The sequence below is a fragment of the Micromonospora sp. WMMB235 genome (genome assembly GCF_001855515.1).
Classification (GTDB): domain Bacteria; phylum Actinomycetota; class Actinomycetes; order Mycobacteriales; family Micromonosporaceae; genus Micromonospora; species Micromonospora aurantiaca.
In genome coordinates, this window is the sequence record NZ_MDRX01000001.1 from 415,690 (window position 1) to 441,240 (window position 25,551).

Sequence of the window (25,551 nt, forward strand, 5' to 3'; positions counted from 1 at the left end):
GTCTCGGCCTGCTCAGCGCGGGGTGGAGTTGGCGGTGATGTAGTCGGCCAGGTCGCCGAGCGTGGCCATCCGATCCTCGTCGAGTTCCTCGACGTCGATCTGGATCTCCAGCTCGTCCTCCAGCGACAGCAGCAGCTCCAGGCCGAGCGAGGAGCTGAGGCCGAGGTCGTCCATCAGCTGGGTCTGCTCGGTGACCGGCGTGTCCGGCCGGAGCATGCGGGTCAGCAGGACGGTCAGGCGGTCGACGACCTGGTCACGGGGCGGCGCGTCGGCCGGCGCGTCGTGTTCTAGCACCGGGCGTCCCACGAGTCGATCATGCGCGTCGGCATGGAGTCATCAGAGCAGGGGACATCGGCAGGTGTCAACGGGTACGGCGATCGTCACCGATCGTGACCGAGGCCGGTGTGGCACTCGACGGCGTACGGCCGGTCGCCGGCGAGCGCGACCGCCACCGCGTACCCGGCGGGTGTGGGCAGGTCGGCGAGCCGGTGCGGGCCGGCCGGCTCGACGCACTCGACCACGTCGGCCCGGTGCACCGGCACGGCGAGGTTGGGCCACAGCCGGCCCCCGGCCGCCTTGACCGCCGCCTCCTTGCGCGCCCACAGCCGGGTGAACCGCAGTGCCCGGCCGGCCGGGTCCGGTCCGGCGGCGACGTGCCGGGCCTCCCGCGGGTCGAAGAAGCGCGCGGACGCCGACACCGGGTCACCGCCCGGCGCGACGTGCTGGATGTCCACCCCGACCGGGCGGCCCTCGCTGAGCGCGACCGCCACCAGGTCGCCGGAGTACGACAGGCTCGTGTGCAGGCCGCTCCACGGGCCGGTCAGCGCCGGTTTGCCGTACCGGCCGCGGTGCCAGGTCAGGGCCGCCGGTGGCGCGCCGGCAGCCCGCCCGGCCAGGACGCGCAGCGCGCCGTGCGCCACTGTGAACCGGTCCCGCAGCGCCCCGGCGCCGAGCCGCGCGGCCCGGTTCCGCTCGTCCGCGTCGAGCACCGCCCGGTACCGGGCCAGCTCGTCCGCCGGCACCGCCACCGGGACGATCCAGACCCGGACGGCGTCCCGCATGGACGGCAGCGTAACCGTGCGCCGTCACGTTGACACACACCGATGCGCGTTGCTCTGATGAGCGGGTGTTCGCGCAGACGGTCCAGGCCCAGGTTCCCGTGGCGTTCGCCGGGCCGGGCGCCGGCACCGCGCCCCTGACCTGGGGGCAGAAGGCCATCATGCAGGACATGCGGGAGACCGGCTGGACGCACAACGTCAGCGGCGCCCACCCGATGCCCGCGGGTGTCACGATCGAGCAGGTGGCGGCCGAGTTCGCCGCGCTGATGGCCCGGCACCCGGCGCTGCGGATGCGGCTCGGCGACGGCGACGACGGCGGCCCGCGCCAGGTCGTGTCGGCGAGCGGCGAGACGGTCCTGGACGTGGTGGACGTACCCGACGACGCGGACCCGGCCGACGTGGCCGCGTTCGCCTACGACCTGGGCCACGCCCGCCTGCTCAGCCACTACGACCTCTACCGGGACTGGTCGGTGAGGATGGCGGTGATCCGGCACCGCGGCGCGCTGGTGCACCGGGTGCTGACGATCGACCACCTCGTGGTGGACGGCACCGCCACGTCCCTCATCCTGGCCGACCTCGGCCTGGCCGGCCGGCCGGTCCGCCGGGTCGCCGACCCGCGTACCGTGCAGATCCTCGACCTGGGGCGGCGGGAGGAGACGCCGCCGCTGCGCCGGCTCAGTGACCGGGCCGTGCGCCACTGGGCCGAGCATCTGCGGGACGTCCCGCCGCTGACGTTCGGTGAGCCGAAGGCCGGTGGGCGCCGGGGCCACCGGTACTGGCACGGCCGGTTCAGCTCGCCTGCCGCGTACCTGGCGGTGCGGGCCATCGCGGCGCGGACCCGCACGGACACCTCGCGCGTGCTGCTCGCGGTCATCGCGGTCGCGATCGGCCGGGCCACCGGCGTCAGCCCGCTCACCGCGAAGCTCATCGTCGGCAACCGGTTCCGGCCGGGCTTCGCCGAGGCCATCGCTCCGCTCAGCCAGAACGGCGTGCTGCGCGTCGACACCGCGGACACCACTGTGGACGAGGTGGTGGCGCGCGCCCGCCGGGCCGCGGTCTCCGCCGGGAAGTACGCCTACTACGACCCGGCCCAGCTCGCCGAGGTCTCGGACCGGCTGGACGCCGAACGCGGGTACCCGGCCCGGATCAGCTGCCGGATCAACGACCGGCGGGTGACCACCCGGCAGGCGGCCGACGGCGGGCTGCACGACGACCCGGTGACCGCCGAGCGGATCCGCCGCCGGGCCGACGAGACGTTCCTGGTCTGGGACGGCCCGCTGGACCACCTGCCCGAGCAGGTCTTCATCACCGTCGAGGACCAGCCGGAGACGGTCCACCTCCAGGTCATCTTCGACTTCGGCTGCTTCACCGAGGAGCAGGCGGAACGGCTGCTGCGCGGCGTGGAGGAGGTGGCGGTGGAGGCGGCGCTCGACCCCGCCGCGCCGACCCGGGTCGTCCCCGGGTCGGCGGGCGGCTGACCGGTCACCGGTCCCAGGTCACCGGCAGCGACTCCAGGCTGCGCACCACCAGCCCGGGCCGGAACCGCAGCTCCGCCTCGTCGACAGCGAGCCGCAACCCTGGCAGCCGCCGCAGCAGCGCGCCCAGCGCCTCCTGCAACTCCATCCGCGCCAGCGCCGCGCCCAGGCAGTGGTGCGGACCGGCGCCGAACGCCAGGTGCGGATTGTGCACGCGGGTCAGGTCGAGCGTGTCCGCGCCCGGGAACACAGTGGCGTCCCGGTTGGCCGACGCGATCGCCGGCAGCACCGCGGCGCCGGCCGGCAGGCGTACGCCGCCCAGCTCCACCTCCTCGGTCGTGACCCGGGGCAGCAGCACCCCGTTGTCGCCGAGCTGGATGAAGCGGGACAGCTCCTCGACCGCCCGGGCCACCGCCACCGGATCGTCGCCGCGCAGCCCGGCCAGCTGCTCCGGATGGCGGGCCAGGACCAGCAGGAACAGGTTGAGCTGGTTGGTGGTGGTCTCGTGCCCGCCCACGAAGATCCCGGCGGTGACCGACACCAGCTCCCGTTCGGTCAGGTCGTCATGGTCGTCCCAGACCGAGATGAGCGCACTCATCAGGTCGTCGCCGGGCTCGCGGCGCCGCTCGTCGATCAGCTCGCGGAACGCCTCCAGCGCGGCCCGGGGCGCGTCCGGATCGGCGTCCCAGTCGCCGACGAGAGCATCCGACCACTGGCGTACCCGCTCCCGGTCCCGCTCCGGGATGCCGAACAGCGTGCTGATCACGGAGATCGGCAGGGGACCGGAGAGGTGCGTGATCAGGTCGGCCGGCGGACCCGCGGCCTCCAGCTCGTCGATCATCCGGTCGACGAGCGCCGCGACCCTCGGGCGCAGCTCCTCCACCCGGCGGACGGTGAACGCGTGCGAGACGGCCCGGCGCATCGTGGTGTGCCGGGGCGGATCCATCCCGATCAGCGAGTCCTCGGCGAGTGAGCCGAGTTCCCGGGTCGGGCGGTTCGGGCCGGCCGCGGCGGCCCGGCTGAACCGCTGGTCGGTGAAGACCCGGCGCACGTCGGCGTGCCGGGTGGCCAGGTACGCGCACGCCCCGTCGGGCAGCTCGACCCGGGCCACCGGGCACGTCTCCCGCATCCGGGTGTAGTCCGGCGACGGGTGGTAGATCGTCGGAGCCGGCGCGAGCGGGTACGGGATGGCCGGTGGCTCCTGCGTCATCTGCGACTCCTCAGATCGGGCCGCCCCGGGCCAGGGCGGCAAGCGCCGGCACCAGATCCGCGGGGGCGGGCATGGCGTGGACCTGGTCACGCATCGACGTCGCGGCCCGTCGCCGGGGCCCGTCACCGACCAGCTCGCCGACGAGTTCCCGGACCGCGTCGGCGGTGGCCTGCTCAGCTGTCAGCGAGGTGCCGGCGCCGGTGGCGGCCAGCCGTTCCGCGTTGAAGTGCTGATCACTGACCTGCGGCAGGACGAGCTGCGGCACGCCGTAGGCGAGCGCGGTCATGGTGGTGCCGGCCCCGCCCTGCTGCACGAGCGCGGCGCAGGTCGGCAGCACCAGCCGTACGGCCAGCGGCCCGTCGACCAGGCGGACCCGGGCCGGCAGCGGGCCCAGCCCCTCGTGCTGACGCGGTTCGACCACCACGACGACCTCCACGTCGAGCCCGGCCACCGCCCGGATCACCCCGCCCAGGTCGAACCGGTCGTGCAACCCGGCGGCGGCCATCATGGTGCCCGCAGTGACGCACACCCGGGGCCGGCCCGCCGGGCGGCGCAGCCAGTCCGGCACCACGGCCGGACCGTTGTACGGCACGAACCGCACCGGACGGCCGGGGCGCGCCGTCGGCACCTGCATGGGCGGCGGCACCGGGTCGAGCGTCAGGACGCCGTCCAGCGGCACGTCGGCGGCGCGTAACCCGAACCGGGCGGCCAGCGGCCCGACCACCTGATCCGGGTCCAGGCGCAGTGTGGTCGAGGAGTCCGGCCCCCACAGGTTCAGCACGCCCGGCACGCCCAGCGCGGCGGCGGCCACCGGCGCGGCCAGGTTGAACGGCTCCCAGAGGACCAGGTCTGGCCGCCAGGACCGGCCGAAGGAGACCAGGTCGTCGAGGACGGCGTCGGCGAACCGGACCACCCCGCCGTCGGCGGTGATCGCCGGCACGACCGCGCCGGCCGGCGCGGAACCGGCGAGCGGGGCCACCGTGCCGATCCGGCCGGCGAACGCCTCGGCGAAGTCGACGTCCGCGCCCAGCGGTACGGCGGCGAGCCCGGCCGCGCTGATCGTGGCGGCCATCGACGGGTGACTCGCCACCCGCACCTCGTGACCGGCGGCCTGCAACGCCCAGCCGAGCGGGACCAGGCTGTAGAAATGCGACCGCCAGCCCCACGTCGACATCAGAATTCGCAGCGGCGCAGTCAAATCCCACCAATCCGCGCGGCGAAACGGCAGCCCTGGAGAACCGATGCTAGGGGATCGGCACCGGTACGCGGAAGGCCGCGGACGCATGCGACGGATATTGACGCCGGACTAACCGATGCTGGACTCTTAGCCGATGTCGGACGTGGACCGCGATCAGCTGCCCGGTGGCCCGGTGACAGTCAATTCCGGGCTGCGTTCCTATCCGTTCGAACCGTTCACCGGAGACCTTCCCGCCGAGCTGCTGGAGATGGTCGTCGCCGAGCCGGTCAGCCGGGTGCGGCTGCCCGACGGGCGGGCGGCCTGGCTGGTGCTCGGCTACGAGGACTGCTGCACCGTCCTGGCCGATCCCCGCTTCTCCCGGCTGCCGCTGGGCGCGACGGCGACACCGGACGGCGGCGGTCCCCGTGAGTTGAACATGGACGGTCCGGCGCACGCCGTGGTGCGGCGGGTGGCCGGCCGCGCGTTCACCGCCCGGCGCATCGGGACGTTCCGGCCCCGGGTGCAGCGGCTGGTGGACGAGCTGGTCGACGCCATGCTGGCCGGTCCGCGCCCGGCCGACGTGGTGGCCGGACTGGTGGCGCCGCTGCCGGTGCTCGTGGTGTGCGACGTGCTCGGCGTCCCGGCCGCCGACCGGCCCCGGTTCTACGCTTGGATCGAGGGGCTGAACTCGGTCACCGCGTACGGCTCGGCCGCCGCCGTGACCGCGCAGGCCGAGCTGCGGGACTACCTGGCCGGGCAGCTGGCGCGCAAGCGGGCCGAGCCCGGCGACGACCTGCTCTCGGCCTGGGTCCGCGGCGGCGGCGCGCACGAGCTGGTCGACGCCGAACTGGTCGAGCTGGCCATGGGGGTGCTGCTCGGCGGGCTGGAGATCAATTCGACGAGCGCGGGCCTGCGCGCGTTGTTCCAGCACCCGGACCAGCTGGCGAAGCTGCGGGCCGCGCCGGGCAAGCTCGCCGCGGCCACCGACGAGATCCTGCGCTACACGTCGGTGAGCGCCATGTTCCGGGTGCAGGTGGTCCGCGAGGACCTGGTCCTCGGCGGGGTCGGGATGAGGGCCGGCGACTGCGTGATGGCGATCCCGTGGGCCGGCAACCGCGACCCCCGGTTCTTCCCCGAGCCGAACGTCTTCGACATCGACCGCCGGCCCGGTGTGCCGCATCTGACCTTCGGCTTCGGGCCGCACTTCTGCCTCGGCACGGCGCTGGGCCGGATGCAGGTGGAGCTGTCGCTCGGGGCGCTGCTGACCCGGATGCCGGCGCTGTCTCCGGCCGTGCCGCTGGCGGAGATCCCGTGGCGGCACGACCGGATGAACGGCGGCATCGCCTCCTTCCCGGTCACCTGGTGACCGGCGGTCAGTAGCTCTCCACCGCGTTGACCCGGCCCGGCCAGTAGCGCTCGCCGGGTGCCGGGACGTAGTGCTCCCACCGGGGCTCGTTCCCGGTCGGGTGGTCGCCGAGCACGGTGATCCGCTGCCCGCGCCGCAGCCCGTCGTAGTCGTTCACGGCGTAGTGCTGGGTGACCCGGTTGTCCCACACCGCGACGTCCCCGGTCCGCCACCGGTAGCGGCAGGTGAACTGGGGACTCTCGGAGAAGGTGAACAGGTGCTCCAGCAGCGCGTCGCTCTCGTTGCGGGTCAGCTGCGGGATGTGCGAGGTGAACAGCCGGTTGACGTACAGCGAGCGGCGCCCGGTCTCCGGGTGCACCCGGACCACCGGGTGTTCGGCGCGGCTGGTGAACTCGGTGCCGATCCGGATGACGTGGATGGCGGTCAGCCCGTCGAGCAGGTCCCGCATCGGCGCGGAGAGCGCCTCGTAGACCCGGTACTGGTTGGTCCACATGGTGTCGCCGCCGACCTCGGGCAACTGGATCAGGTGCAGGATCGAGGCGATCGGCGGGCTCTGGTGGAACGTCATGTCGGTGTGCCAGACGTCGACCTTGCCGCCGTCGGCGGAGTCGATGACGACGATCTCCGGGTGTCCGTCCAGCCGGGGCAGGTACGGGTGCAGCTCCACCTCGCCGAAGCGGCGGCCGAACGCGACGTGCGCCTGCGGCGTCAGCCCGGTCTGACCGGCGAGGAAGACCACCTGGTGCTTGAGCAGCAGGTCGTGGATCAGCGCGAAACCCTCGTCGGTGAGCGTGTTCAGGTCGATGCCGTGGACCTCGGCGCCCAGCGCGCCGGAGACGAGCCGGACCTCGGCCGCGATGGATGTGGTCATCGATGATCCCTCCGGTCTGCGCGCCTCGGCTGGTCCGCGAATTGTTCCACGTCCATGAATGTCCTCACCAGCCGTCGTCGTTGACTCACCCGCCGTACGCCTGGAAGCATGCGCACCGGCGGGGGCGGCGGTGCCGGCCCGCGACGCGGGAGGAGGCGCCGGTGTCGATCGATGCCCAGATCGAGGGTGACGCGGGGGAGCGGCTCGACCGGCTCACCGACCTGGCCACCCCGTTCGCGGTCCGCACGGCGGTGACGCTGCGCGTGCCGGACCGGATCGCCGCGGGCGTCACCGGACTGGGTGAGCTGGCCGACGCCTGCGGCGCGGACGCCGCCGCGCTGGGCCGCCTGCTGCGCTACCTCGTGCACCGGGGCGTGTTCGTCGAGGTGTCGCCGGACGTGTTCGGCCTCACCGACGTCGGCGAGCTGCTCTGCGACCGCGACGGCGGCGGCCACGGCGCCTACCTGGACCTCGGCGGGCTCGGCGCGCGGATGGACCTGGCCTGGACCGGCCTGCCGCACGCGATCCGCACCGGCGGGCCCGGCTACCGGGAGGTGCACGGGCGCGACTTCTGGGCCGACCTCGACGCCCACCCGGACCACCGGGCCTACTTCGACGCGCTGATGCTCAGCCAGCAGCGGTTCACCGCCCCGGAGGTCGCGGCGCTCTACCCCTGGCACGAGGCGAAGCACGTGGTCGACGTGGCCGGGGGTGCGGGCGGGCTGTTGCGGGAGGTGCTGGGCGCCCATCCGCACCTGCGGGGGACGCTCGTCGACCGCGACGAGCCGGTGGCCACCGCCGCCGCGACGTTCGCCGCCTGCGGGCTGGCCGACCGGGCCGAGACCGTGGCGGGGGACTTCTTCGCCCCGCTGCCGCCCGGCGCCGACGTGTACGTGGTCTCCCGCGCGCTCACCGACTGGAGCGACGCCCACGCCACCGCGATCCTGCGGCGCTGCGCCGAGGCGGCCGGGACCACCGGCAGGGTGCTCGTCATCGAGGTGCTGCCGACGGTGCCGCACGTGCCGCACCTGTCCCCGTACGACCTGCGGATGCTGGTCCTCGTCGGCGGCCGGGAGCGCGGGTTGCCCGAGTTCGCCGCGCTCGCCGCCGCCGCGGGCCTGGCGCCCCGGCGCACCTACCACGGCACCGACGGGCTGACGCTCATGGAGTTCGCCGCCGGCGCCTGAGCGGGCCCGGGGGAGCCGAACCTGTCCGGTGCCGTCCCGTGCGCCCGAACATTGACGTATATGCATCGAGATGGCGGCCGTGGGTCAAACGGCGGATTTCTCTGCGCATCGGTCAATGTGCTGAAGAATGCTGTCGCGACATTTGCGGCCACCCATGTCCATGCGCGTTTATCAATGGTTGTTCCGGGGAGGACCTACCGGTAACGTCTCGCGTGGCGACTAGCCGATCCCTGGCGAAAGGGTCGACGCGTCATGACGGTTGCTGGCTCCACGCGATATCCGCCCTTCATCGACGACCTGGCCCGCAGCGAATCGGGGCGGCTGCTGCGCGCCGAACTCGGCCGGCGGTGGCCGGAGACGCCCGACCAGCTCGACGCGATCGTGCGCTACGCGCTGCTGCCGGCGGGCAAGATGCTCCGCCCGATGATGACGTTGCACGCCGCCGAGGCGGTGGGCGGATCACCACGGGACGTCCTCGCCGCCGCGCTCGGCACCGAATACCTGCACGTCGCGACGCTCGTGCACGACGACATCATCGACGCCGACACGCTGCGCCGCGGCCGCCCGGCGGTCCCGGTCGCGTACGGCATCCCCGGCGCCATCGTGGCCGGGGACCACCTCATCTTCCACGCCTTCCAGGCGATGGTGGAGAGCGGCCGGGCGGTCCCCGCGGCGTCGGTCGTCGCCGCCGTCACCGCGCTCGCCGAGGCGGGCCAGGACCTGTGCCGGGGCCAGGCGCTGGAGGCGCGGCTCGTCGGCGACCTGGACGCGGGCGCCCGCTGGTACCCGGAGATGATCCGGCTCAAGACCGGCTCGCTGTTCCGCGCCGTGTGCCACATCGGCGCGCTGCTCGGCGGCGCCGACCCGCTGGTGGCCTCCGCGCTGGCCCGCTACGGCGAGCACGTCGGCACCGCGTTCCAGATCCGCGACGACCTGCTGTCCTACCTGTCCACCCCGGAGCAGACCGGCAAGCCCGCGACGAGCGACCTCAACAACGGCCGCCCCACGCTGCCGTTGCTGCTGGCGTACGACGCGATCAGCGACGCCGCACGGGTGGAACTGCTGGCGGTGCTGCACCGCCGTGGCGCCGGTCCCGGCGACGTCGAGTGGGTCACCGCCCTGCTCCGCGAGGTGGGCGCTGTCGACGGCGCCCGGCGGCTGATGGTGGAGCACGCCGAGCGGGCCCGCGCCGAGCTGGCAGCGCTCACCCCGTCCGCGAGCGCGGACGTGCTCACCGGCATCGCGGCCTGGATGACGAGCGAGATGGCGTGAGCACGGCCGGCGCCGTGCGAGCACTGCGGGCCCACGTGGAGACCTGGCGGCCCTACACCCTCTGGTACGTCGGGCTCGTCGGCCTGGCCGGCGCCGCAGTGGCCGGTGGCCACGATCCGTGGCTGCTGCTGTCGGCCTGGGCCGCGCCCACCGCCGGCTGGCTGGGCGGCCACTATCTCGGCGACTACTTCGACCGGGACCTCGACGCCGGCAGCAAGCCGCACCGGCCGATCCCGTCCAGCCGGCTGCGCGCGGGCACGGCACTGTGGTGCGGCAGCGCCTGCTTCGCCGCACTCGGCGTCCTGGCCGTACTCGGTGGATGGGGCACCACAGTGGCGGCGCTGCTGGCCGCGTGCGGCATCGTCGCGTACAGCAGGTGGTTCAAGGCCCGGGGGATCGCCGGCAACCTGGTCCGCGGCGCGCTCGGCGCGGTCGCGCTCGGCTACGGCGCGCTCGCCGCCGGGATCGCGCCGGACCGGGACTGGGCGGTGCCCGTGTTGCTCGCGCTCGCCGTCGCGTTCTGGTCGCACGACGCCATGTCCAACCTGGTCGGCGCGCTGCGCGACATCGAGGGCGATCGTGCCGGCGGCTACCGCACGCTGCCGGTGGGACGGGGCGTGCCGGCGGCCGTACGGACCGTGGTGGCGCTCTACGCCGTCACGATCGGCGCCGCCGTGACCGCCGGGCTGCTGACCGAGCCGGGCACACGGATGGCGTACCTGGCCACTGTGCTCGTCGTCCTGGTCACCGGCGTCGCCGCGCTGGCTCCGCTGGTGGCGCGCCGCGACGGGATGCCCGTCCTGGTGGCGCTGCGCGCCCACTCGGTCCTGGTCGTCGAGCGGGTCGTGCTGGCCTCGGCGGCGGTCGGGCTCGGCCTCGGCGTCGCCGTGCAGCTCGCGCTCGCGCTGCCGATGGTGCTGCTGACCTGGCTGGCGCAGCGCGGCATGCGCGTCCGGCACGAACTCGGCCCGCCGGTCGCGGGCCTGACCCTCGCCACCCACAGTCGACTGCCTCTGGAGGACGCGCCATGACCGCTGTGACCGCCGAGGCCGTCGGGAAGGCCCTCACCGCTGGTGCCGAGGCGCTGTTCTGTCGCCGCCGCCCCGACGGCGCCTTCAGCGACGACCCACCCGCCTCGGTGCTCGGCACCGCTGGGGCTGTCGCCGCGCTGCACGCCGCCGACCCGTCCGGCTGCGCCGACCTGGTCGACGCCGGAACCGCCTGGCTGCGCCGCGCGCAGCACGACGACGGCGGCTGGGGTGGCGTCGTGGGCGCCGGCACCGCCGTCGTACCCACCGCCGTGGCGGTCGCCGCGCTGGCGCTGAGCGCACCGGCTGACAGCGCCGACGCGATTGCGGCGGGCCGCGCCCGGCTGGCCGCGCTCGGCGGCGTCGACACCATCACCGATCCGGCCATCTCGCTGCTGTGCCGGCAACTGCTCACCATGGCCGGGATGACAGCCGAGGCCGGCCCGCTGCGCCGGCTGCCGCTGGAGATCGTCCTGTTCGACCGGGTACGCCGGCAGCGCCTGTCGTTCCGTACCGCGCCGTTCGTCGGGCTGGCCCTGATGCAGGCCGACATGCTGCCTGCGGGCCGGCTGCGCCGGGCCACGCTGCGCCGCGCCCGTCCGGCGGCGGTACGGCTGCTGCGGTCCATCCACGACCACGAGGGCCGCACCGGAGCGCTCAGCGAGGACCCGTGGCCGGCCGCGCTCGTCCTGCTCGGTCTGGCCCGCAGCGGCGAGGCGCCCGACATCGCCCGCGCCGTCGTCGGCTGGCTGCGCCGGGCGGTACGCCCCGACGGATCCTGGGACGCGGTCAGCAACCTGGACCTCACCCGGTCCGGGTACGCGGCGACCGGGCTGATCGCGGCCGGCTACGCCGACGATCCCCGGCTGCACGCCACCCGGGAGTTCCTCCACGTCGCCCGCAAGACGGAGGCGTTCGAGGTGCTTGACGTGCCGCCGGGCGGGTGGAGCTACTCGAACGCCCGGGGCTGGCCGGTCACGCTGGAGTCGGCCGAGATCCTCTCCGCGCTCGCCGGACTCCCCGGTGCCGGCACCGACCCGGTGCTGCGCCAGGGACTGGCGTGGCTCGTCGGCCGCCAGGACAGCCGCGGCTCGTGGAGCCTGTGGGTCCGCGACACCCGGCTCGCCAACGACGGACCCTGCCCGGGCATCACCAGTCAGGCGATCCTCGCGCTGCACGACGCCGGGTATCCGGACGACCATCCGGCGATCGCCCGCGCGGCGGCCTGGCTGCTCACCCGGGCCGCGCCCGCCGGCACGTTCGAGAACCTCTGGTACCGCGACCACACCTCCGGCACCGCGGTGGTGGTCGCCGCGCTGTCCCGGGTCGGGCACGCCCGGCACGAGGTGGTGCGCCGCGCGGCCCGGTGGCTGCGCGACACCCGGCTGCCCGACGGCTCGTGGGGCCCGGGCGACGGCACCGGCGGCACTGTGGAGGAGACGTCCTGGGCGGTGCAGGGCCTGCTCGCGACCGGCGATCCGGACGCCGCCGACGCGGTGGACCGGGGCGTCGCCTGGCTGGTGGCCGCTGCCGGACCGGACGGCGCCTGGCCCGCCGCCCGGGTGTGCAACTACATCCGCCACCACATGCGGTACCCGAACGCGGTGATCACCCAGGCGCTCGCGCTGCGGACGCTCGGCGAGTACCGCCGGGCCGCCGCCACGCGGTCCGGCGCCGCACCGGGCGCGGTGGCCCGATGACCGCCGACGTGGTGGTGGCCGGCGCCGGCGCGGGCGGGCTGGCCTGCGCGCACGCGCTCGGCGCGCTCGGCCTGCGGGTGCTCGTGCTCGACCGGCAGCGCGCTCCCGCGTCGATCGCCAAGGGCGAGATCCTCCAGCCCGAGACGGTACGCATCCTCGACTCCTGGGGCGCGCTGGACGCCCTGCGGGCCACCGGCGCGCGTCCGGTCGGGCGGCTGGCCATCCGCGACGCGTACGGCGAGCCGCTGCTCTGCCTGGACTACGCCGGCCTGCCCGGGGCGTACCGGCAGATCCTCTGCGCCGACTACGGCGACCTGCGCGCGGTGCTGACCGACCGGCTGCCGGCCGGCGTGGAGGTCCGGTGGGGTGTGCGGGTGACAGGCGTCCGGCGCGATCACGACGGGCGGATCGACGGCGTCCGGGTCGTCGCGGGCGGCGCCGAGCGGGACATCGCGGCGCCGCTGGTGGTCGCGGCCGACGGCATGTCCTCGCCGCTGCGCCGCGCGGCCGGGATCGGCGTGGAGCGCCGGGAGTACCCGCACGGCCTGGTCGCCTTCGACGTGGACGGCGCCGAGGTGGCCGACGAGGTGTCCGCCTACCGCACCGCCCGGGGACTCTGCCTGGTCTACCCGCTGCCGGGCGGGCGGTGCCGCCTCTATGTGCAGGTCACACCGGACGAGTTCCGGGGCCGCGTGGACCTGGACGCGTGGTGCGGACGGCTGCTCGCCGACGTGCCGGCGATCAGCCCGCTGGAACCGGCCGTGCGCGCGAGCCTGCACCGGCGCCAGTTGCTCGCGGTCTACCGGCTGCGCAGCGCGCGCCTGGCCGCACCGGGGCTCGCGCTCGCCGGTGAGGCCGCCCACGCGGTGCACCCGATGGCCGCGCAGGGCGTCAACAGCTCCCTCGGTGACGCCGAGACGCTCGCCGCCTGCCTGGCCGCCGAGGGCGGCGCGCCGGAACCGGCCGCCGTGGACCGGGCGCTGCGGGCCTTCGAGGCGGCCCGGCGGCCCCGGCTCGACCACGTCGCCACCGTCAGCCACAACGCCTCCCGCATGATCACCGCCGTGTCCGGGCTGCCGAAGCTGCTCGGCGCGCGGATGATGCGCCGTACCGCCGCCAACCCCCGGCTGCTCGGGCTCACCGCCGGCAACCTCTCCGGCACCGACGTGCGGCCGCTGTCAGCCGTCGACCGGCTCTACCAACTGGGGCTGCTGGCCGACCGGCACGCGCACACCCCGTCCCCACCGGTCCCGTCGGAAAGTGAGCGATGATGACGCCTGCCACCGCCGTCGGGACGCAACCCCCGGCCGACCTGTCCATGAACGAGACGCCCTACCCGCCGCTGCCGGGGATCCGGCGGGTGGTCGAGGGCGCCGCCGCGACGCTCCAGCGCTATCCGGACCGCACGTCGTCGGCGCTCGTCGCGGCGCTGTCGGCGCGGCTCGGCGTGGGCCCCGAGGCGATCCTCGTCGGCCCCGGCTCGGCCGGACTGTGCCAGCACCTCGTGCAGTCCCTCGGACCACGCCCGGACGTCGTCCACCCGGCCCTGTCGTTCGAGGGCTACCCGCTGATCATCGGCAACGCCGGCGCCCGCGCCGTGCCGGTCCCGATGGACGGGTACGACCACGACCTGCCGGCCATGGCGGACGCGGTCACCGACCGGACCCGGTGCGTGCTGCTGTGCAACCCCAACAACCCGACCGGTACGGCGCTGCGCCGCGACGACGTCGAGGCGTTCCTGGAACGGATCCCGGCCGACGTGCCGGTGATCGTGGACGAGGCGTACCGCGAGTTCGTCACCGACCCGCGCTCGCCGGACGGGATGGACCTGTACCGCGCGTACGACAACGTCTGCGTGCTGCGCACGTTCTCCAAGGCGTACGGGCTCGCCGCGCTGCGCGTCGGGTACGCAGTGGTGCCGCCCCGGCTCACCCGGGCCGCCGCGCTCACCGGGGCGGTGTTCTTCCCCTCCGCGCTCGCCCAGGCGGCGGCGGTGGCGAGCCTGACGCCGGAGGTGGGTGCCGAACTGACCCGGCGGTGCACCGAGCTGGTGGCGGCGCGTACCGGTCTGATCGGCGCGCTGCGCGGCCTCGGGCTCACCGTGGCGCCCAGCGAGGCCAACTTCGTGTGGCTGCCGCTGGGGGAGCGGGCCGTGCCGTTCGCCGAGCGGGCCCGGGAGGCGGGCATCCTGGTGATGGCGCTACCAGGCGCCGGGGTCCGGATCACCGTCGGCGCCCCGGAGGCGAACGAGCGGCTGTGCGCGTTCGTCCGTGCCGCGCTCGCCGACGGGCTCTGACCGGTCCGCCGGCGCCAGCGCGGCCACGCTCAGGTAGCCCAGGCCGGGCTCGTAGTCGGCCACCACCACCGGCCGGGGCCGCGCCGCGTCCCCGGCGAGACGGTCCAGCAGCGCCCACCAGACCCCGGTGGACGGCTGCCTCGGTGGACCGGTCGTCACCGCGCCGCCGCCGGGGCCGGGCCACGCGGCCGCGAGGTCGGCGCCGAGCACGACCGCGACATCGGTACGCCCGGCCGTCAGCTCGTGCACCTCGGCCGCCGCGAGCGCCGCGACGTCGCCGGGGCCGACGTCGGCGTGCTGGCGCAGCCCTGTCACCCGCGTCCCGCCGGTCCGGGCGGTGTCGTCGTCGGCGGTGCCGTAGAGCATGGCGACGGCCCGGTGGCGGGCCGGTACGGGCACCGCCGTGTCGTACGGCAGGACCGCCTGTTCGACGGTGAGCAGCAGGGCGCGGCGGCACCCGTACTCGCGGGCGATCCGCAGCCCGGTGAAAGCCGCCGCCGAACCCTGGTCGCAGAGCGCGAACGACATCGGCGTGCCCGGGCACACGTGACTGAGGTACGCCGCGGTGGCCCGCCCGGGCAGCACGTCGTGCACGGCGAACGCCAGCACCAGCAGGTCCACCGGCTCGTCCGGCGGCACGACCGCCGGGATCAGCTCGGCGGCCATCTCCCCGTACGACTGACCCAGCGCCCCCGACGGCGCGTCGAACAGACCGTTCGGCACGCGCAGTCCGTACGGCCGGGTCAGGTCCGCCAGGTAGCCGGCGGTGCGCTCGCGCAGCACGGGATCGGCGAGCAGCGCGGCGGGGCCGGTGACCGTGTGCCGCGCGGCCCGCAGCAGGCGCAGCCCGTCGTCCAAGGTGGCCTCCCGCACGCCGGTCAGTGCTCGAACACCATGGCGGCGAACGTCGCGCCGTCCCCGGCGCCCACCGCCGCGACCAGGTAGCGGTCACCCGGCCGGAGCAGGTCGCGCTCCCGGGCGGTGCGGTAGTTCACGAACGCGTCGGCGCAGAACACGTGCCCGGTCTCGGTCACGTTGTCCAGCAGCACCCGGTCCAGCGGCAGCCCGATCAGCCGGCACAGCCGCTTCCAGGTCATCAGGTTCACGTTGTGCGGCAGCACCAGCCGCAGCTCGGACAGCGCCGTCCCGGCCCGGTCCAGCGCGCGGCCGATCACCTCGGCCAGCGCCGGCCGGTACGCCCGCTGGAACCGTGCCGGGGACTCGCCGCCGGCCACGTCGAACTCGCCCCGCTGGTGGCAGGCGTACGCGAGGAGCCGGTCCCGGCCGCCTCCGGCGCTGAGCAGGCAGGCCGAGGAGCCCTCGCTGAACACCGACGTCTCGGGGATGAACTGGGCGTCGCGGGTGAACGCCTTCTCCCCGGTGAGCACCAGCGCGAGCGGCGGGCCGTCGGGCGTGTCCGGTTCGGACGCGAGCAGCCGCCCGGCCACGTCGATCGCGGCCAGCGCGCTGGCGCAGGACTGCTGGGTGAGCGTGAACGCGAGCGCGTGGCCCAGCCCGAGCGTGCGGCACACCTCGTGCAGCGGGTTGACCGGATAGGGGGTGACCACCGGGAACGCCCGCCCGTACACCACGAACCGCACGCGCTGCCGTAGCGCGGGAAGCGCGGTGAGGCCGGCCGCCGCGTGCAGCAGCAGGTCGGTCAGGGACAGCCCGGGGTCGCGACGGACCTCGGTCAGGCCGTGGAAGCGGCGGAACAGGCGGACCTGCATGTCGGTCAGGCCCAGCGGCGCGGCCAGGCTCTCGACCGGCACCCGGCGCTGCGGCAGGAACACCGAGACGGCGTCGATCGCCGTCATACGCGTACCGTCACGCCACGGATCAGATCAGTGACGCCGATGGATGTCAACGCGCGTGCGATCATATCGACGTGGCTCGCTTCCTCTTCGTCGTGCTGCCGGTGGAGTCCCATCTGCACGCCCCGGTCGCCATCGCCCAGCAACTGGAGGCGGCCGGGCACGAGGTGGCCTGGGTCGGGCCGCGCAGCGACCTGCGTCCGCTGGTCGGCCCGGACGCCACGCTGTTCCCGACCGGCAAGCGCTACTACCGCCCCGACGGCGCGTCCGGGCCGGACTCCGTGCGCAGCCTCTGGGAGGGGCACGTGCTGCCCGCCAACCGGTTCATCCGCGACGCCGCCGACTCGGCGGTCGAGCGGTACCGGCCGGACGTGGTGGTGGCCGACCAGTACGCGCTGGCCGGCGCGCTCGCCGCGCACCGGCGCGGGCTGCCGTGGGCGACGTTCTGCGTCGGCATGCTGGAGCTGACGCCGCCGACCGGGGAGATGCCCGAGTTCACCGACTGGGTTGACGCCCAGGTCCGCCGGGTGTGGGCGATGACCGACGTACCGGTGGACGAGACGATCGACCTGCGCTTCTCGCCGTACCTCGTGATCGGGCTGACCACCACGGCGCTGACCGGCCCGGCGCCGCTGCCGCCGGGCTGCGTGCTCACCGGGCCGGCGCTGGGACGGCGGCCGAACGCGCCCGCGTTCGCCTGGGACGCGTGGGATCCCGGCCGCCGGCACGTGCTGGTCACGGTCGGGACGATGGCCGAGCACCTCGCAGCCGACTTCTACCGGCGGATGACGGCGGCGACCGCGCCGCTCGCCGACCGGGTCCAGGTGATCCTCACCGCCGCCCCCGGCCTGGTGCCCGACCCGCCGCCGCACGTGCTGGTCGCCCCCCGGGTGCCGGTGCTGGAGCTGATGCCCCGGCTGGACGCGCTGGTGTCCCACGGTGGCCTGGGCACCGTCTCCGAGGCGCTGGCACACGGCGTGCCGGTGGTGGTCGCGCCGATCCGGCACGACCACCCGGCGGTGGCGCGTCAGGTGCGCCGGGCCGGCGCCGGCCTGGAGGTCTCCTTCGGATCGGCGACCCCGGCGGAGCTGACCGCCGCCCTGATCGCGGTGCTCGACGAGCCCGCGTACCGGGCGGGCGCGCGCCGGGTGGGGGAGTCGTTCGCAACGGCCGGCGGCGCCCGCGCGGCGGCGACGCACCTCGCCGCGTTGGCACGGACGGCTCCCGACGCCTGACGCATCGACCGTTGTCCAACAGTCGGGGCCGAACTAGCCTGACCTGACGCACCCGCGCAGGCGTCGTGCCGCACGAGGAGGCTCGATGATCGAGGCCACCGGCCTACGCAAGTCCTTCCGGGTCGGGCGCGGGCGCGGCGCCACCACCGTCGACGCGGTACGCGGCGTCGACTTCGCGGTACGCCGAGGCGAGATCGTCGGGTTCCTCGGCCCGAACGGCGCCGGTAAGTCCACCACGCTGCGGATGCTCGCGACGCTGATCCGGCCCAGCGGGGGAGCGGCCACCATCGCCGGTGTCGATCTGCTGCGCGCGCCCGCGCAGGTCCGGCGGCGGATCGGCTTCGTGGCGCAGGCCAGCGGCACCTACGACGACTCCACCGCCCGGCGGGACCTGGTGCTCCAGGCCCGGATGCACGGCCTGTCCAAGTCGGTGGCGCAGGAACTGGCAGCCGGGGCGATCCGCGCGTTCCAGCTCGACGACTTCGCCGACCGCAAGATCAAGACGTACTCGGGCGGGCAGCGCCGCCGCCTCGACGTCGCGCTCGGCGTCATCCACTCGCCGCAGGTCATGTTCCTGGACGAGCCCACCGCCGGGCTCGACCCGCCCAGCCGGGTCCGGATGTGGCAGGAGGTACGGCGGCTGCGCGAGGAGGGCATGACCATCTTCCTCACCACGCACTACCTGGACGAGGCCGACAGCCTCTGCGACCGGGTCTCGATCATCGACGCCGGGCGGATCGTGGCCGAGGGCACCCCGTCGGCGCTCAAACGGGAGATCTCCGGTGACGTGGTCGCGATCGACTTCGCCGCCGCCGATGTCGCGGGCGAGACCGGCGGCGACCTGCCGGCAGCGACGAAGCTGCTGGCCGAGGCGCCGTACGTGCACGCGGCCGAGCCGGTCGACGGCACGCTGCGGCTCTACGTGGACAGTGCCGCCACCGCCATCCCGCAGATCATGCGGGCGCTCTACGACAGGGGCATCGAGCCCGGCGCGATCGAGGCCCGCCGGCCCAGCCTCGACGACGTGTTCCTGGCCAAGACCGGCCGGTCGCTCGCCGAGTGACCGGACGCCGAGAGGAGTACGGCGTGAAACTCGTCCGCGACACCTGGCTGATCTTCCAGCAGGAGGCCGGCCTGATGGTGCGCAACCCGGTGATGGTCGCGTTCAGCCTGGCCCAGCCGATCACCTACCTGATCCTCTTCGCGCCGTTCCTCAAGGTGGTGATGGTCGACCGGGGCGCCGCGTCCTACGCCGACGCGTACCGGATCTACGTGCCCGGCCTGTTCGTGGCGATGGGCCTGTTCGGTGGCCTGTTCGCCGGTTACGGGCTGCTCAGCGCGCTGCGCGCGGGCATCATCGACAGGTGCCGGGTGACGCCGGTGAGCCGGACCGGCCTGCTGCTGGGCCGGGCGCTGATGCACGTGTGCCTCAACGTGGTGCAGGCCGTCGTGGTCACGCTGGTGGCGCTGCCGTTCGGCCTGCGGGTGCACCTGGCGAACCTGCTGGTGTCGTACGCGCTGCTGTCGGTGATGGTGCTGCTCAGCACCTCGATCTCGTACGACATCGCGTTGCTGGTGCGCAACGAGAACAGCCTCGGCGTGCTGGTGAACACCGTCGGGCAGCCGGTGTCGCTGCTCGCCGGCGTGCTCATCCCGCTCGTGCTGGCGCCGATGTGGATCCAGCGGGTCGCGGTGTGGAACCCGTTCGCCTGGGCCACCGACGGCATGCGCGCGCTGTTCGCCGGCCAGATCACCCAGACCGTGGTGTGGCAGGGCGCGCTGATCATGTCCGGGCTGGCCGCCGCCAGTCTGTTCTGGTCGTCGCACCTGTTCAACCGCGAGGTCTCCTGACCGTCCGTACATCGACCATTGTCTCAGCGTGGCGGGCGCTCTAGCCTGATCGTGTCCCCGCTCGGCGGCCGGTACGGGGCGCGGCCGTGACGCGTGTCAGCTGAGGAGGCCACTCGTTGGGTGCCGACAACTTCCGGGCGACGCTGGCGGCCGACATGGAGCTGGGCGCGGGCAACGTGCTGCTCCGGCTGGCCGAGCACGGCGCCGACATGGACATGCCGCGGGTGACGTTCGACGCCGACGTCGACGGCATCCCCGCCTGGACGCCGCTGTCGCTGGCGACGCTCACCGACCGGGTCGCGGCCCGGGCCGCCTGGTTCCGGGCGCGCGGCGTCCGCCGGGCCGACCCGATCGCGGTGTACGTGACCTCCGCGCCCGACGTGTTCCTCAACTTCCTGGCGCTGACCTGGCTCGGCGCGATCCCGGCGCTGATGAACGGCAACATGCCGGTCCCGCTGGCCGCCGAGTTCGTCAGGCGGCTGCGCGGGGCCGGCGTGGTGGTCGACGCCGACCACGCCGCGCTGGCCGAGCACGACCTCGGCGTGGAGATCCTCGGCGACGCGGCGCAGACCGGCACCGGCGACCCGGCGCAGGCGCCGCCGCACCACCGGCACCACCCCGAGGAACCGGTGGTCATCACCCACTCCTCGGGCACCACCCGGGTGCCGGCGGCGATCGTCCACTCGCACCACGGCCTGTTCGCCGCGATCCGCGCGGTCCGGCTCACCGAGTCCCGGCCGTACGGCGAGGTGCGGGAGATGTCCGCGCTGCCGGCCGCGCACGCCGCCGGCATCATCACGCTCAACCAGGCGCTCTGCAACGGCTACCAGCTGCTGTGCCTGTCCGCGCAGGGCGGCCCGTTCGAGCGCAGCGCGGAGACGATCCTGGACGCGATCGAGCGGTGGCGTCCCACCGGCGTCTTCGGCTTCGCGGTGACCTGGTCGGAACTGGCCCGGGTCGACCTGACCACCCGCGACCTCAGCTCGGTGCGCAACTGGTTCAACACCGGTGACTGCGCGCACGAGGCGCACGTCCGCCGGCTGGTCGCCGTCGGCAGCCACCCCGCGTACACCCGCGACGGCATGGTCGACGTCCCCGGCTCCAAGTTCGTCGACATGCTCGGCTCCACCGAGATGGGGCACGGCGCGTTCCGGATCACCCACCGGCTGGGCAGCGACCGCTACGACCGCTGCGTCGGCAGGCCGTACCCGTTCGCCGAGATCGCGCTGCTCGACGTGGACACCGGCGAGGAGGTCCCGCCGGGGCAGGTGGGGCACGTCGGCCTCAAGTCGCCGACGCTGGCGCTCGGCTACTGGAACGACTCGGTCACCACGTACCGGACGCGGCTGGGCGGCTACTACCTGACCGGTGACCTGATGTACCGCGACGCGGCCGGCGACTACCACCACGTCGACCGGGCCAGCGACGCGGTCGACCTGGGCGGCGGCACCTGGCTGTACACCGCGCTGTCCGAGGAGCGCATCCTCCGGCACTGCCCGGACGTCCGCGACTGCACCGTCCTCGCGGCGGCGGGGGAGGACGGCACGACTGTGACCGACGTGCTGCTCCTGCTCACCGCCGACGCCGATCCGGCAGCCGACCGTACCGGCCGGGTCCGGGCCGCGCTGGGGCCGGCGGTGGCCGCGACGCTGCGCCGGGTGGTGACGGTCCCCGACGACGACGTGGTCATGGGGCCCACCGGGAAGGTGCGCAAGTTCCTGATGCGACAGCGGCTGCTGGCCGACGCCGGAGCGCCCGGCGCGGGCTGACCGGCGGGGGATCGACGGTTGGCACGGCCGTGCCAGAATCCAGCCGTGTCCTACCTCCCCTCGCAGCCGTACCCGCCGATGCCCGGCGGCGTCAGCCCGCTGATCGCCTACCCGCACCCGATCACCCCGCCGCCCGGCTGCGGCGTGCTCGTCGTCTCGGTGAATCGCGGGCCGTACCTGATCCCCGTGCCGGCGACCAGCCGCTTCAAGATCGACCGTCAGGTGGTCGCCATCCCCGGCGAGGGGACATGGCACGTCGCGGTGCCGGCCGGCGCGCACGACGTCCGGTACACCGACTTCATGGGTGTCCCGATCGTCACCACGACGCTCGCGGTGCAGCCGGGGGCCGCGCACCACCTCGCGTTCCGCTTCGGCGGGTGGCGCAACCGGGTGTACGACGGCTACGGCACCGACGTCACCCGGTTCGGCATGTGGTCCAACTACAGCGTCATGCTGGTCCTGCTGGCCGTCGTCGGCGTGGCCTGCTGCGGGGTGCTCGGGCTGGCCGTGGGCTCGAATCCCTGATCCGGTCCGGCCGGCCGGACCGGCCGCGCGGCTAGCGCAGCGACCAGGTCTGCTTCACGTTGAACACGCAGGTCCAGGCGTTCAGCGGTGCTCCCGCGGCGTGCCCGTCGACGTCCAGGCAGCGGTCGGTGGCCCGGTTGAACAGCGACCGCCGGCCCTGGCTCTCGATCCACTCCCACTTCTGCGCCGGGTTGCCGCTGCACCACGCCGTCTGCACCGGTACGCCGTCGCGCTTCTCGCCCCAGGCCACGTCCAGGCAGAGGCCGCCCTCGACCCGGACGCTGCCGTCGGACGCGAACGTCCACCACTGGGAGCGCTCCTCCCGGCAGGCCCGCAGCACGACGCGTACGCCGTCCCCGCTGCCGCCGCTGGCGCACAGGCCGGTCTCCTTGCCGACGAGTTGCTTCGCGCCGGCCGGGCGGACCGGTGCGGCCGGCTTCTCCGGCTCCTTCGACGTGCCCGCTGCCGGCGACGACGTGGACGGGCGCGCGGCCGACGAGGCCGGCGGCTTCGGCGTCCGGGTGCCGGGCGACGGCGTGCCGGAAGTCACCGGCGTGCCCCGCAGCCGGCCGTCGAGGGCGTAGAAGTCGGTGAACTCCCGGACCGTGCGCAGGAACTCCTGCGTCCTGGCGTCGAAGTCGCCGCCGGTGTGGCGCACGGCGTCGGTCCCGTCGCGGTACGCCGCCAGCGCCAGCAGGTCCGGGTCGCCGTCGAGCGCGGCCAGTTCGCGCCGCAGCGCGCAGAGCGTGGCGCCGGCCGCCGGTACCGCCGCCTGCGGATCCCACGGCGAGGCGCCGGACGGGCCGTACGCACGCCACAGCTCGGGCCGGAACTGGGCGATGCCCTTGCGGCCGCCGTCGCCGAGCAGGTTCGGGTCGAAACCGGAGGAGGCCATCAGCTGCGCGGCGACAGCGGCCGGCGGCACCTGCGGGCACACCGAGCCGGCCCGCACCACGAGGCGGACGTACGCGGCGGGGACCGCCTTGGGCTGCCGGCGTTCGCTCTCCCGGTTCGCCGGGCCGGTCTCGGCGAAACCGTCCTGCCGGCCGTAGTAGGCGGCGTACCGGCTTGCCTCGTCGACGTACGGGACCGCCGTCGAGGGCACCCCCTCGGCGGCGCGTACCTCCTCGAACCCGGTGTGGAACGCGGCGAGCGACAGCCGCCACGGGTCGCCGGGGACGGCAGCCGCCCGCACCTGCCCGGCCAGGTCGCACATGTGGTGGGCGAGCGCGAGGATGTTGGCGGCGCTGTCGGTGCGCTGCGCGTCCGGCCACGGCGCCCAGGTCCGCCACCGCTCGTCGTCCAGCCCGGCCAGGCCCCGGCCGCCGGACGCGGTCCGCTCGGCCCGCGCGTCCAGACCCGACTCGGCCATCAGCTGCCCGGCCAGCCGCGCCGGGGTCAGCGCGGGGCAGGACCGGGCCGCGGTGCGGATCGCGGTCAGGTGCTCGGCGGAGACGGTCCGGGCGGCCGGCTCGTCGTCGCGGGCGGCGGCGACGCTCCCGCTGAGGGCGGCGACCACCAGGCTCAGCGCCGCCAGCCCGGCGGCGCCGGCGGCGACCACGCCGCGCGGGATCCGGCGCGGCCGCGGGCGCGCGCCGGGGGCATCGGGTGTCACAGGGCGGTCCTTCCGGTGATGACGTACGCCGGACGGGTGCGCGACGTCCTCGGTTCACCCGGCCGGAATCGGGTCCGACTCCGGTCCGGCCGTCATTGAACCGACCGACCGGCGAGCCGTCAAATGTGGACTGTCCGGCCCGGCCCCGACCGCTCGCGCGCGCCGAGCAGCCGGGGCAGTGTTGATCCGGAACAGGGCCGAAAAGTTTCGGAATCCAGGCGCCTTCAATGGCGGGCGGGCGCCCTTCGTCGACATGTCGATGCTGATCCGAGGCCCTTTCCGGCAGCCGTAACGGCCGTTCAGGGCCGGACGGCGGTTACCACAACATTTCCGGAACTCGTTGACAGGATGAACCGGGCCTCCAATACTGTGGCCATCGGCGTATCTCGATTGACGTCGATGTCCGACCACCACCCGTGGCGCGGCTGTCGCCCCGGTCCCGCCGTCCGCGGGCGGGCGAGCACCCGCGGCTCGCGCCACCGGAAGCTGGCCGCCCGCCAGCCGTCACAGGGAGGAAACCCGTCCATGAAAGACGCCCCCGTCCGTACGGGCATCCGCAGGCGCGGACGCCTCAGGATGGTCCTCGGCGGCGCCTGCGCCGTGGCGCTGATCGCCGCCGGGGCGACGGCCGTCGCGTCAGGTCCGGCCTACGCCGACACCACCGTCACGTCGAACTCCACCGGCACCAACAACGGCTACTTCTATTCCTTCTGGAAGGACAGTGGCAACGTCTCCATGACCATGGGCAACGGTGGTCAGTACAGCACCCAGTGGAGCAACATCAACAACTTCGTCGCCGGCAAGGGCTGGAACCCGGGCGGCCGCCGCACGGTCAGCTACTCCGGCAGCTTCAACCCGTCCGGCAACGCGTACCTGACGCTCTACGGCTGGACGCGCAACCCGCTCGTCGAGTACTACATCGTGGACAGCTGGGGCAGCTGGCGCCCGCCGGGCAGCGGCTACATGGGCTCGGTGTCCTCCGACGGCGGCACGTACGACATCTACCGCACCCAGCGGGTCAACGCCCCCTCGATCGAGGGCACCCGGACGTTCTACCAGTACTGGAGCGTCCGCCAGTCGAAGCGCGTGGGCGGCACCATCACCTCCGGCAACCACTTCGACGCCTGGTCGCGCTACGGCATGAACCTCGGATCGCACGACTACCAGATCCTGGCCACCGAGGGCTACCAGAGCAGCGGCAACTCCAACATCACGATCGGCGGGACCGGCGGTGGCAACCCGACCACCCCGCCGCCGAACAACGGTGGCTGCACGGTCAGCGTGAGCCGGGCCGAGGAGTGGGGCGACCGGTTCAACGTGACCTTCTCGGTCAGCGGCACCAGCAACTGGGTGGTCAACATCCAGACCCAGGGCGGGCAGAGCCTGCAGAACAGCTGGAACGCCTCGATCAGCGGCACCAGCGGCACGCTCACCGCGCGCCCGAACGGCAACGGCAACAACTTCGGCATCACGCTCTACAAGAACGGCAACAGCAACACACCGACGGCGAGCTGTTCCGCCGCCTGAGCCCTTCTCCGGGGAGGGGGTGCCGCGTCGCGAGGCGCGCGGCACCCCCGTTTTCGTGCGCCCGGACCCTGCTGGTGTGACGGCCGACACACCTGGGCAAAAACTTGATTCATTCCAAAAGACCGGACTAAGGTCGTCGCATGACGGCCGACTTCGAGACGCAGCTCCGGGCGGTCTCGTTGCGGGTGACCCGGCCCCGCGTGGCGGTGCTGGCCGCGCTGCGTGACCACCCGCACGTCGACACCGACACGGTGATCGCCCTGGTCCGCGCCGAGCAGCCCACCGTGTCCCACCAGGCGGTCTACGATGTGCTCCGGGCACTCACCGACGCCGGGCTGATCCGGCGCATCCAGCCGGCCGGCGCCACGGCCCGCTACGAGTCGCGGGTGGGAGACAACCACCACCACGTCGTGTGCCGTTCCTGCGGCGCCATCGCCGACGTCGAGTGCGCCGTCGGCCGCGCCCCCTGTCTCACCGCCTCCGACGACCACGGCTTCGTGGTGGACGAGGCGGAGGTCGTCTACTGGGGCACCTGCCCCGGCTGCGCGGCCGACCGCACCGCCCAGTGATCCGCC

23 protein-coding genes are annotated in these 25,551 nt (G+C 74.2%); 15 read left to right on the forward strand and 8 right to left on the reverse strand.

What is annotated here, in order from left to right; translation table 11 throughout:
* Positions 1-12: 12 nt before the first annotated feature.
* Together BFV98_RS01600 and BFV98_RS01605 are read right to left on the reverse strand one after the other, a co-directional pair.
* Complete coding sequence (locus tag BFV98_RS01600; protein ID WP_244879622.1) at positions 13-306, reverse strand: phosphopantetheine-binding protein; 294 nt, start codon at positions 304-306, stop codon at positions 13-15.
* Positions 307-380: 74 nt separating this feature from the next.
* Positions 381-1,061: a 4'-phosphopantetheinyl transferase superfamily protein gene (locus tag BFV98_RS01605; RefSeq protein ID WP_013286872.1), complete on the reverse strand. Its 681-nt coding sequence runs from the start codon at positions 1,059-1,061 to the stop codon at positions 381-383.
* Between the two features lie 65 nt (positions 1,062-1,126).
* Between BFV98_RS01605 and BFV98_RS01610 the strand changes: the two genes are divergently transcribed.
* A complete protein-coding gene (locus BFV98_RS01610; RefSeq protein ID WP_071094553.1) occupies positions 1,127-2,536 on the forward strand; it encodes a condensation domain-containing protein in 1,410 nt (469 codons plus the stop codon).
* 4 nt (positions 2,537-2,540) lie between these two features.
* On the opposite strand, the gene BFV98_RS01615 is transcribed toward BFV98_RS01610, so the two are convergent.
* Both BFV98_RS01615 and BFV98_RS01620 read right to left on the reverse strand, forming a co-directional pair.
* A complete protein-coding gene (locus BFV98_RS01615; RefSeq protein WP_013286870.1) occupies positions 2,541-3,743 on the reverse strand; it encodes a cytochrome P450 in 1,203 nt (400 codons plus the stop codon).
* Positions 3,744-3,753: 10 nt separating this feature from the next.
* Positions 3,754-4,917, reverse strand: coding sequence for a nucleotide disphospho-sugar-binding domain-containing protein (locus BFV98_RS01620; RefSeq protein ID WP_071094555.1), 1,164 nt, complete (start codon positions 4,915-4,917; stop codon positions 3,754-3,756).
* 157 nt (positions 4,918-5,074) lie between these two features.
* On the opposite strand from BFV98_RS01620, the gene BFV98_RS01625 reads away from it, so the two are divergent.
* Positions 5,075-6,286 carry a cytochrome P450 gene (locus tag BFV98_RS01625; protein ID WP_071094557.1) on the forward strand — a complete coding sequence of 404 codons (1,212 nt, stop codon included), beginning with the start codon at positions 5,075-5,077 and terminating at the stop codon, positions 6,284-6,286.
* 7 nt (positions 6,287-6,293) lie between these two features.
* Here BFV98_RS01625 and BFV98_RS01630 read toward each other — a convergent pair whose 3' ends face one another.
* A complete protein-coding gene (locus BFV98_RS01630; protein WP_013286867.1) occupies positions 6,294-7,157 on the reverse strand; it encodes a TauD/TfdA family dioxygenase in 864 nt (287 codons plus the stop codon).
* Positions 7,158-7,318: 161 nt separating this feature from the next.
* Here BFV98_RS01630 and BFV98_RS01635 point away from each other — a divergent pair, with 161 nt between their 5' ends.
* From BFV98_RS01635 to BFV98_RS01660, 6 genes are all read left to right on the forward strand, one after another.
* Positions 7,319-8,344 (forward strand): methyltransferase, encoded by a 1,026-nt coding sequence (locus BFV98_RS01635; protein WP_071094559.1) that lies wholly within the window; start codon positions 7,319-7,321, stop codon positions 8,342-8,344.
* A 252-nt stretch (positions 8,345-8,596) separates the two neighbouring features.
* Positions 8,597-9,616, forward strand: coding sequence for a polyprenyl synthetase family protein (locus BFV98_RS01640; protein WP_047892613.1), 1,020 nt, complete (start codon positions 8,597-8,599; stop codon positions 9,614-9,616).
* On the forward strand, positions 9,613-10,647 hold the full coding sequence (locus BFV98_RS01645) for a UbiA family prenyltransferase (RefSeq protein WP_071094561.1): 1,035 nt from the start codon (positions 9,613-9,615) through the stop codon (positions 10,645-10,647). The genes BFV98_RS01640 and BFV98_RS01645 overlap by 4 nt, the downstream gene beginning before the upstream one ends.
* A complete protein-coding gene (locus tag BFV98_RS01650; RefSeq protein ID WP_071094563.1) occupies positions 10,644-12,344 on the forward strand; it encodes a prenyltransferase/squalene oxidase repeat-containing protein in 1,701 nt (566 codons plus the stop codon). Before BFV98_RS01645 ends, BFV98_RS01650 begins: the two co-directional genes overlap by 4 nt.
* The gene (locus BFV98_RS01655) at positions 12,341-13,615 is read left to right on the forward strand and encodes an NAD(P)/FAD-dependent oxidoreductase (protein WP_071094565.1); all 1,275 of its coding nucleotides are present in this window, start codon (positions 12,341-12,343) and stop codon (positions 13,613-13,615) included. The genes BFV98_RS01650 and BFV98_RS01655 overlap by 4 nt, the downstream gene beginning before the upstream one ends.
* Complete coding sequence (locus BFV98_RS01660; RefSeq protein WP_225319490.1) at positions 13,615-14,640, forward strand: aminotransferase class I/II-fold pyridoxal phosphate-dependent enzyme; 1,026 nt, start codon at positions 13,615-13,617, stop codon at positions 14,638-14,640. The genes BFV98_RS01655 and BFV98_RS01660 overlap by 1 nt, the downstream gene beginning before the upstream one ends.
* Here the strand turns inward: BFV98_RS01660 and BFV98_RS01665 are convergent.
* Together BFV98_RS01665 and BFV98_RS01670 are read right to left on the reverse strand one after the other, a co-directional pair.
* Entirely contained in the window at positions 14,545-15,513 is a 969-nt protein-coding gene (locus BFV98_RS01665) for a 2-hydroxy-acid oxidase (RefSeq protein WP_255367958.1), read from the reverse strand. The two genes, BFV98_RS01660 and BFV98_RS01665, sit on opposite strands and share 96 nt — an antisense overlap.
* Positions 15,514-15,518: 5 nt before the next feature.
* On the reverse strand, positions 15,519-16,457 hold the full coding sequence (locus BFV98_RS01670; protein ID WP_047892608.1) for a 3-oxoacyl-[acyl-carrier-protein] synthase III C-terminal domain-containing protein: 939 nt from the start codon (positions 16,455-16,457) through the stop codon (positions 15,519-15,521).
* 71 nt (positions 16,458-16,528) lie between these two features.
* Between BFV98_RS01670 and BFV98_RS01675 the strand changes: the two genes are divergently transcribed.
* The 5 genes from BFV98_RS01675 (at position 16,529) to BFV98_RS01695 (ending at position 21,834) form a co-directional block, all read left to right on the forward strand.
* A complete protein-coding gene (locus BFV98_RS01675) occupies positions 16,529-17,689 on the forward strand; it encodes a glycosyltransferase (protein ID WP_030268445.1) in 1,161 nt (386 codons plus the stop codon).
* An 85-nt stretch (positions 17,690-17,774) separates the two neighbouring features.
* On the forward strand, positions 17,775-18,752 hold the full coding sequence (locus tag BFV98_RS01680; protein WP_013286857.1) for a daunorubicin resistance protein DrrA family ABC transporter ATP-binding protein: 978 nt from the start codon (positions 17,775-17,777) through the stop codon (positions 18,750-18,752).
* 23 nt (positions 18,753-18,775) lie between these two features.
* The gene (locus BFV98_RS01685) at positions 18,776-19,540 is read left to right on the forward strand and encodes an ABC transporter permease (RefSeq protein WP_013476421.1); all 765 of its coding nucleotides are present in this window, start codon (positions 18,776-18,778) and stop codon (positions 19,538-19,540) included.
* A 116-nt stretch (positions 19,541-19,656) separates the two neighbouring features.
* On the forward strand, positions 19,657-21,309 hold the full coding sequence (locus BFV98_RS01690) for a class I adenylate-forming enzyme family protein (protein WP_083395217.1): 1,653 nt from the start codon (positions 19,657-19,659) through the stop codon (positions 21,307-21,309).
* A 45-nt stretch (positions 21,310-21,354) separates the two neighbouring features.
* Entirely contained in the window at positions 21,355-21,834 is a 480-nt protein-coding gene (locus BFV98_RS01695; RefSeq protein WP_071094568.1) for a hypothetical protein, read from the forward strand.
* Positions 21,835-21,865: 31 nt separating this feature from the next.
* On the opposite strand, the gene BFV98_RS01700 is transcribed toward BFV98_RS01695, so the two are convergent.
* Positions 21,866-23,449: a ricin-type beta-trefoil lectin domain protein gene (locus BFV98_RS01700; protein WP_071094570.1), complete on the reverse strand. Its 1,584-nt coding sequence runs from the start codon at positions 23,447-23,449 to the stop codon at positions 21,866-21,868.
* Between the two features lie 525 nt (positions 23,450-23,974).
* Between BFV98_RS01700 and BFV98_RS01705 the strand changes: the two genes are divergently transcribed.
* On the forward strand, positions 23,975-24,976 hold the full coding sequence (locus BFV98_RS01705; protein WP_013286852.1) for a glycoside hydrolase family 11 protein: 1,002 nt from the start codon (positions 23,975-23,977) through the stop codon (positions 24,974-24,976).
* A 140-nt stretch (positions 24,977-25,116) separates the two neighbouring features.
* The gene (locus BFV98_RS01710; RefSeq protein WP_013286851.1) at positions 25,117-25,545 is read left to right on the forward strand and encodes a Fur family transcriptional regulator; all 429 of its coding nucleotides are present in this window, start codon (positions 25,117-25,119) and stop codon (positions 25,543-25,545) included.
* The last annotated feature ends 6 nt before the right edge of the window (positions 25,546-25,551 follow it).

Excerpts from the sequence above, each read along its gene's own strand:
- BFV98_RS01605 (WP_013286872.1), bottom strand. The coding sequence starts at position 1,061 with ATGCGGGACGCCGTCCGGGTCTGGATCGTCCCGGTGGCGGTGCCGGCG.
- BFV98_RS01640 (WP_047892613.1), top strand. The coding sequence starts at position 8,597 with ATGACGGTTGCTGGCTCCACGCGATATCCGCCCTTCATCGACGACCTG.
- BFV98_RS01655 (WP_071094565.1), top strand. The coding sequence starts at position 12,341 with ATGACCGCCGACGTGGTGGTGGCCGGCGCCGGCGCGGGCGGGCTGGCC.
- BFV98_RS01670 (WP_047892608.1), bottom strand. The coding sequence starts at position 16,457 with ATGACGGCGATCGACGCCGTCTCGGTGTTCCTGCCGCAGCGCCGGGTG.
- BFV98_RS01615 (WP_013286870.1), bottom strand. The coding sequence starts at position 3,743 with ATGACGCAGGAGCCACCGGCCATCCCGTACCCGCTCGCGCCGGCTCCG.
- BFV98_RS01630 (WP_013286867.1), bottom strand. The coding sequence starts at position 7,157 with ATGACCACATCCATCGCGGCCGAGGTCCGGCTCGTCTCCGGCGCGCTG.
- BFV98_RS01620 (WP_071094555.1), bottom strand. The coding sequence starts at position 4,917 with ATGTCGACGTGGGGCTGGCGGTCGCATTTCTACAGCCTGGTCCCGCTC.
- BFV98_RS01625 (WP_071094557.1), top strand. The coding sequence starts at position 5,075 with ATGTCGGACGTGGACCGCGATCAGCTGCCCGGTGGCCCGGTGACAGTC.
- BFV98_RS01705 (WP_013286852.1), top strand. The coding sequence starts at position 23,975 with ATGAAAGACGCCCCCGTCCGTACGGGCATCCGCAGGCGCGGACGCCTC.
- BFV98_RS01710 (WP_013286851.1), top strand. The coding sequence starts at position 25,117 with ATGACGGCCGACTTCGAGACGCAGCTCCGGGCGGTCTCGTTGCGGGTG.
- BFV98_RS01650 (WP_071094563.1), top strand. The coding sequence starts at position 10,644 with ATGACCGCTGTGACCGCCGAGGCCGTCGGGAAGGCCCTCACCGCTGGT.
- BFV98_RS01680 (WP_013286857.1), top strand. The coding sequence starts at position 17,775 with ATGATCGAGGCCACCGGCCTACGCAAGTCCTTCCGGGTCGGGCGCGGG.
- BFV98_RS01660 (WP_225319490.1), top strand. The coding sequence starts at position 13,615 with ATGACGCCTGCCACCGCCGTCGGGACGCAACCCCCGGCCGACCTGTCC.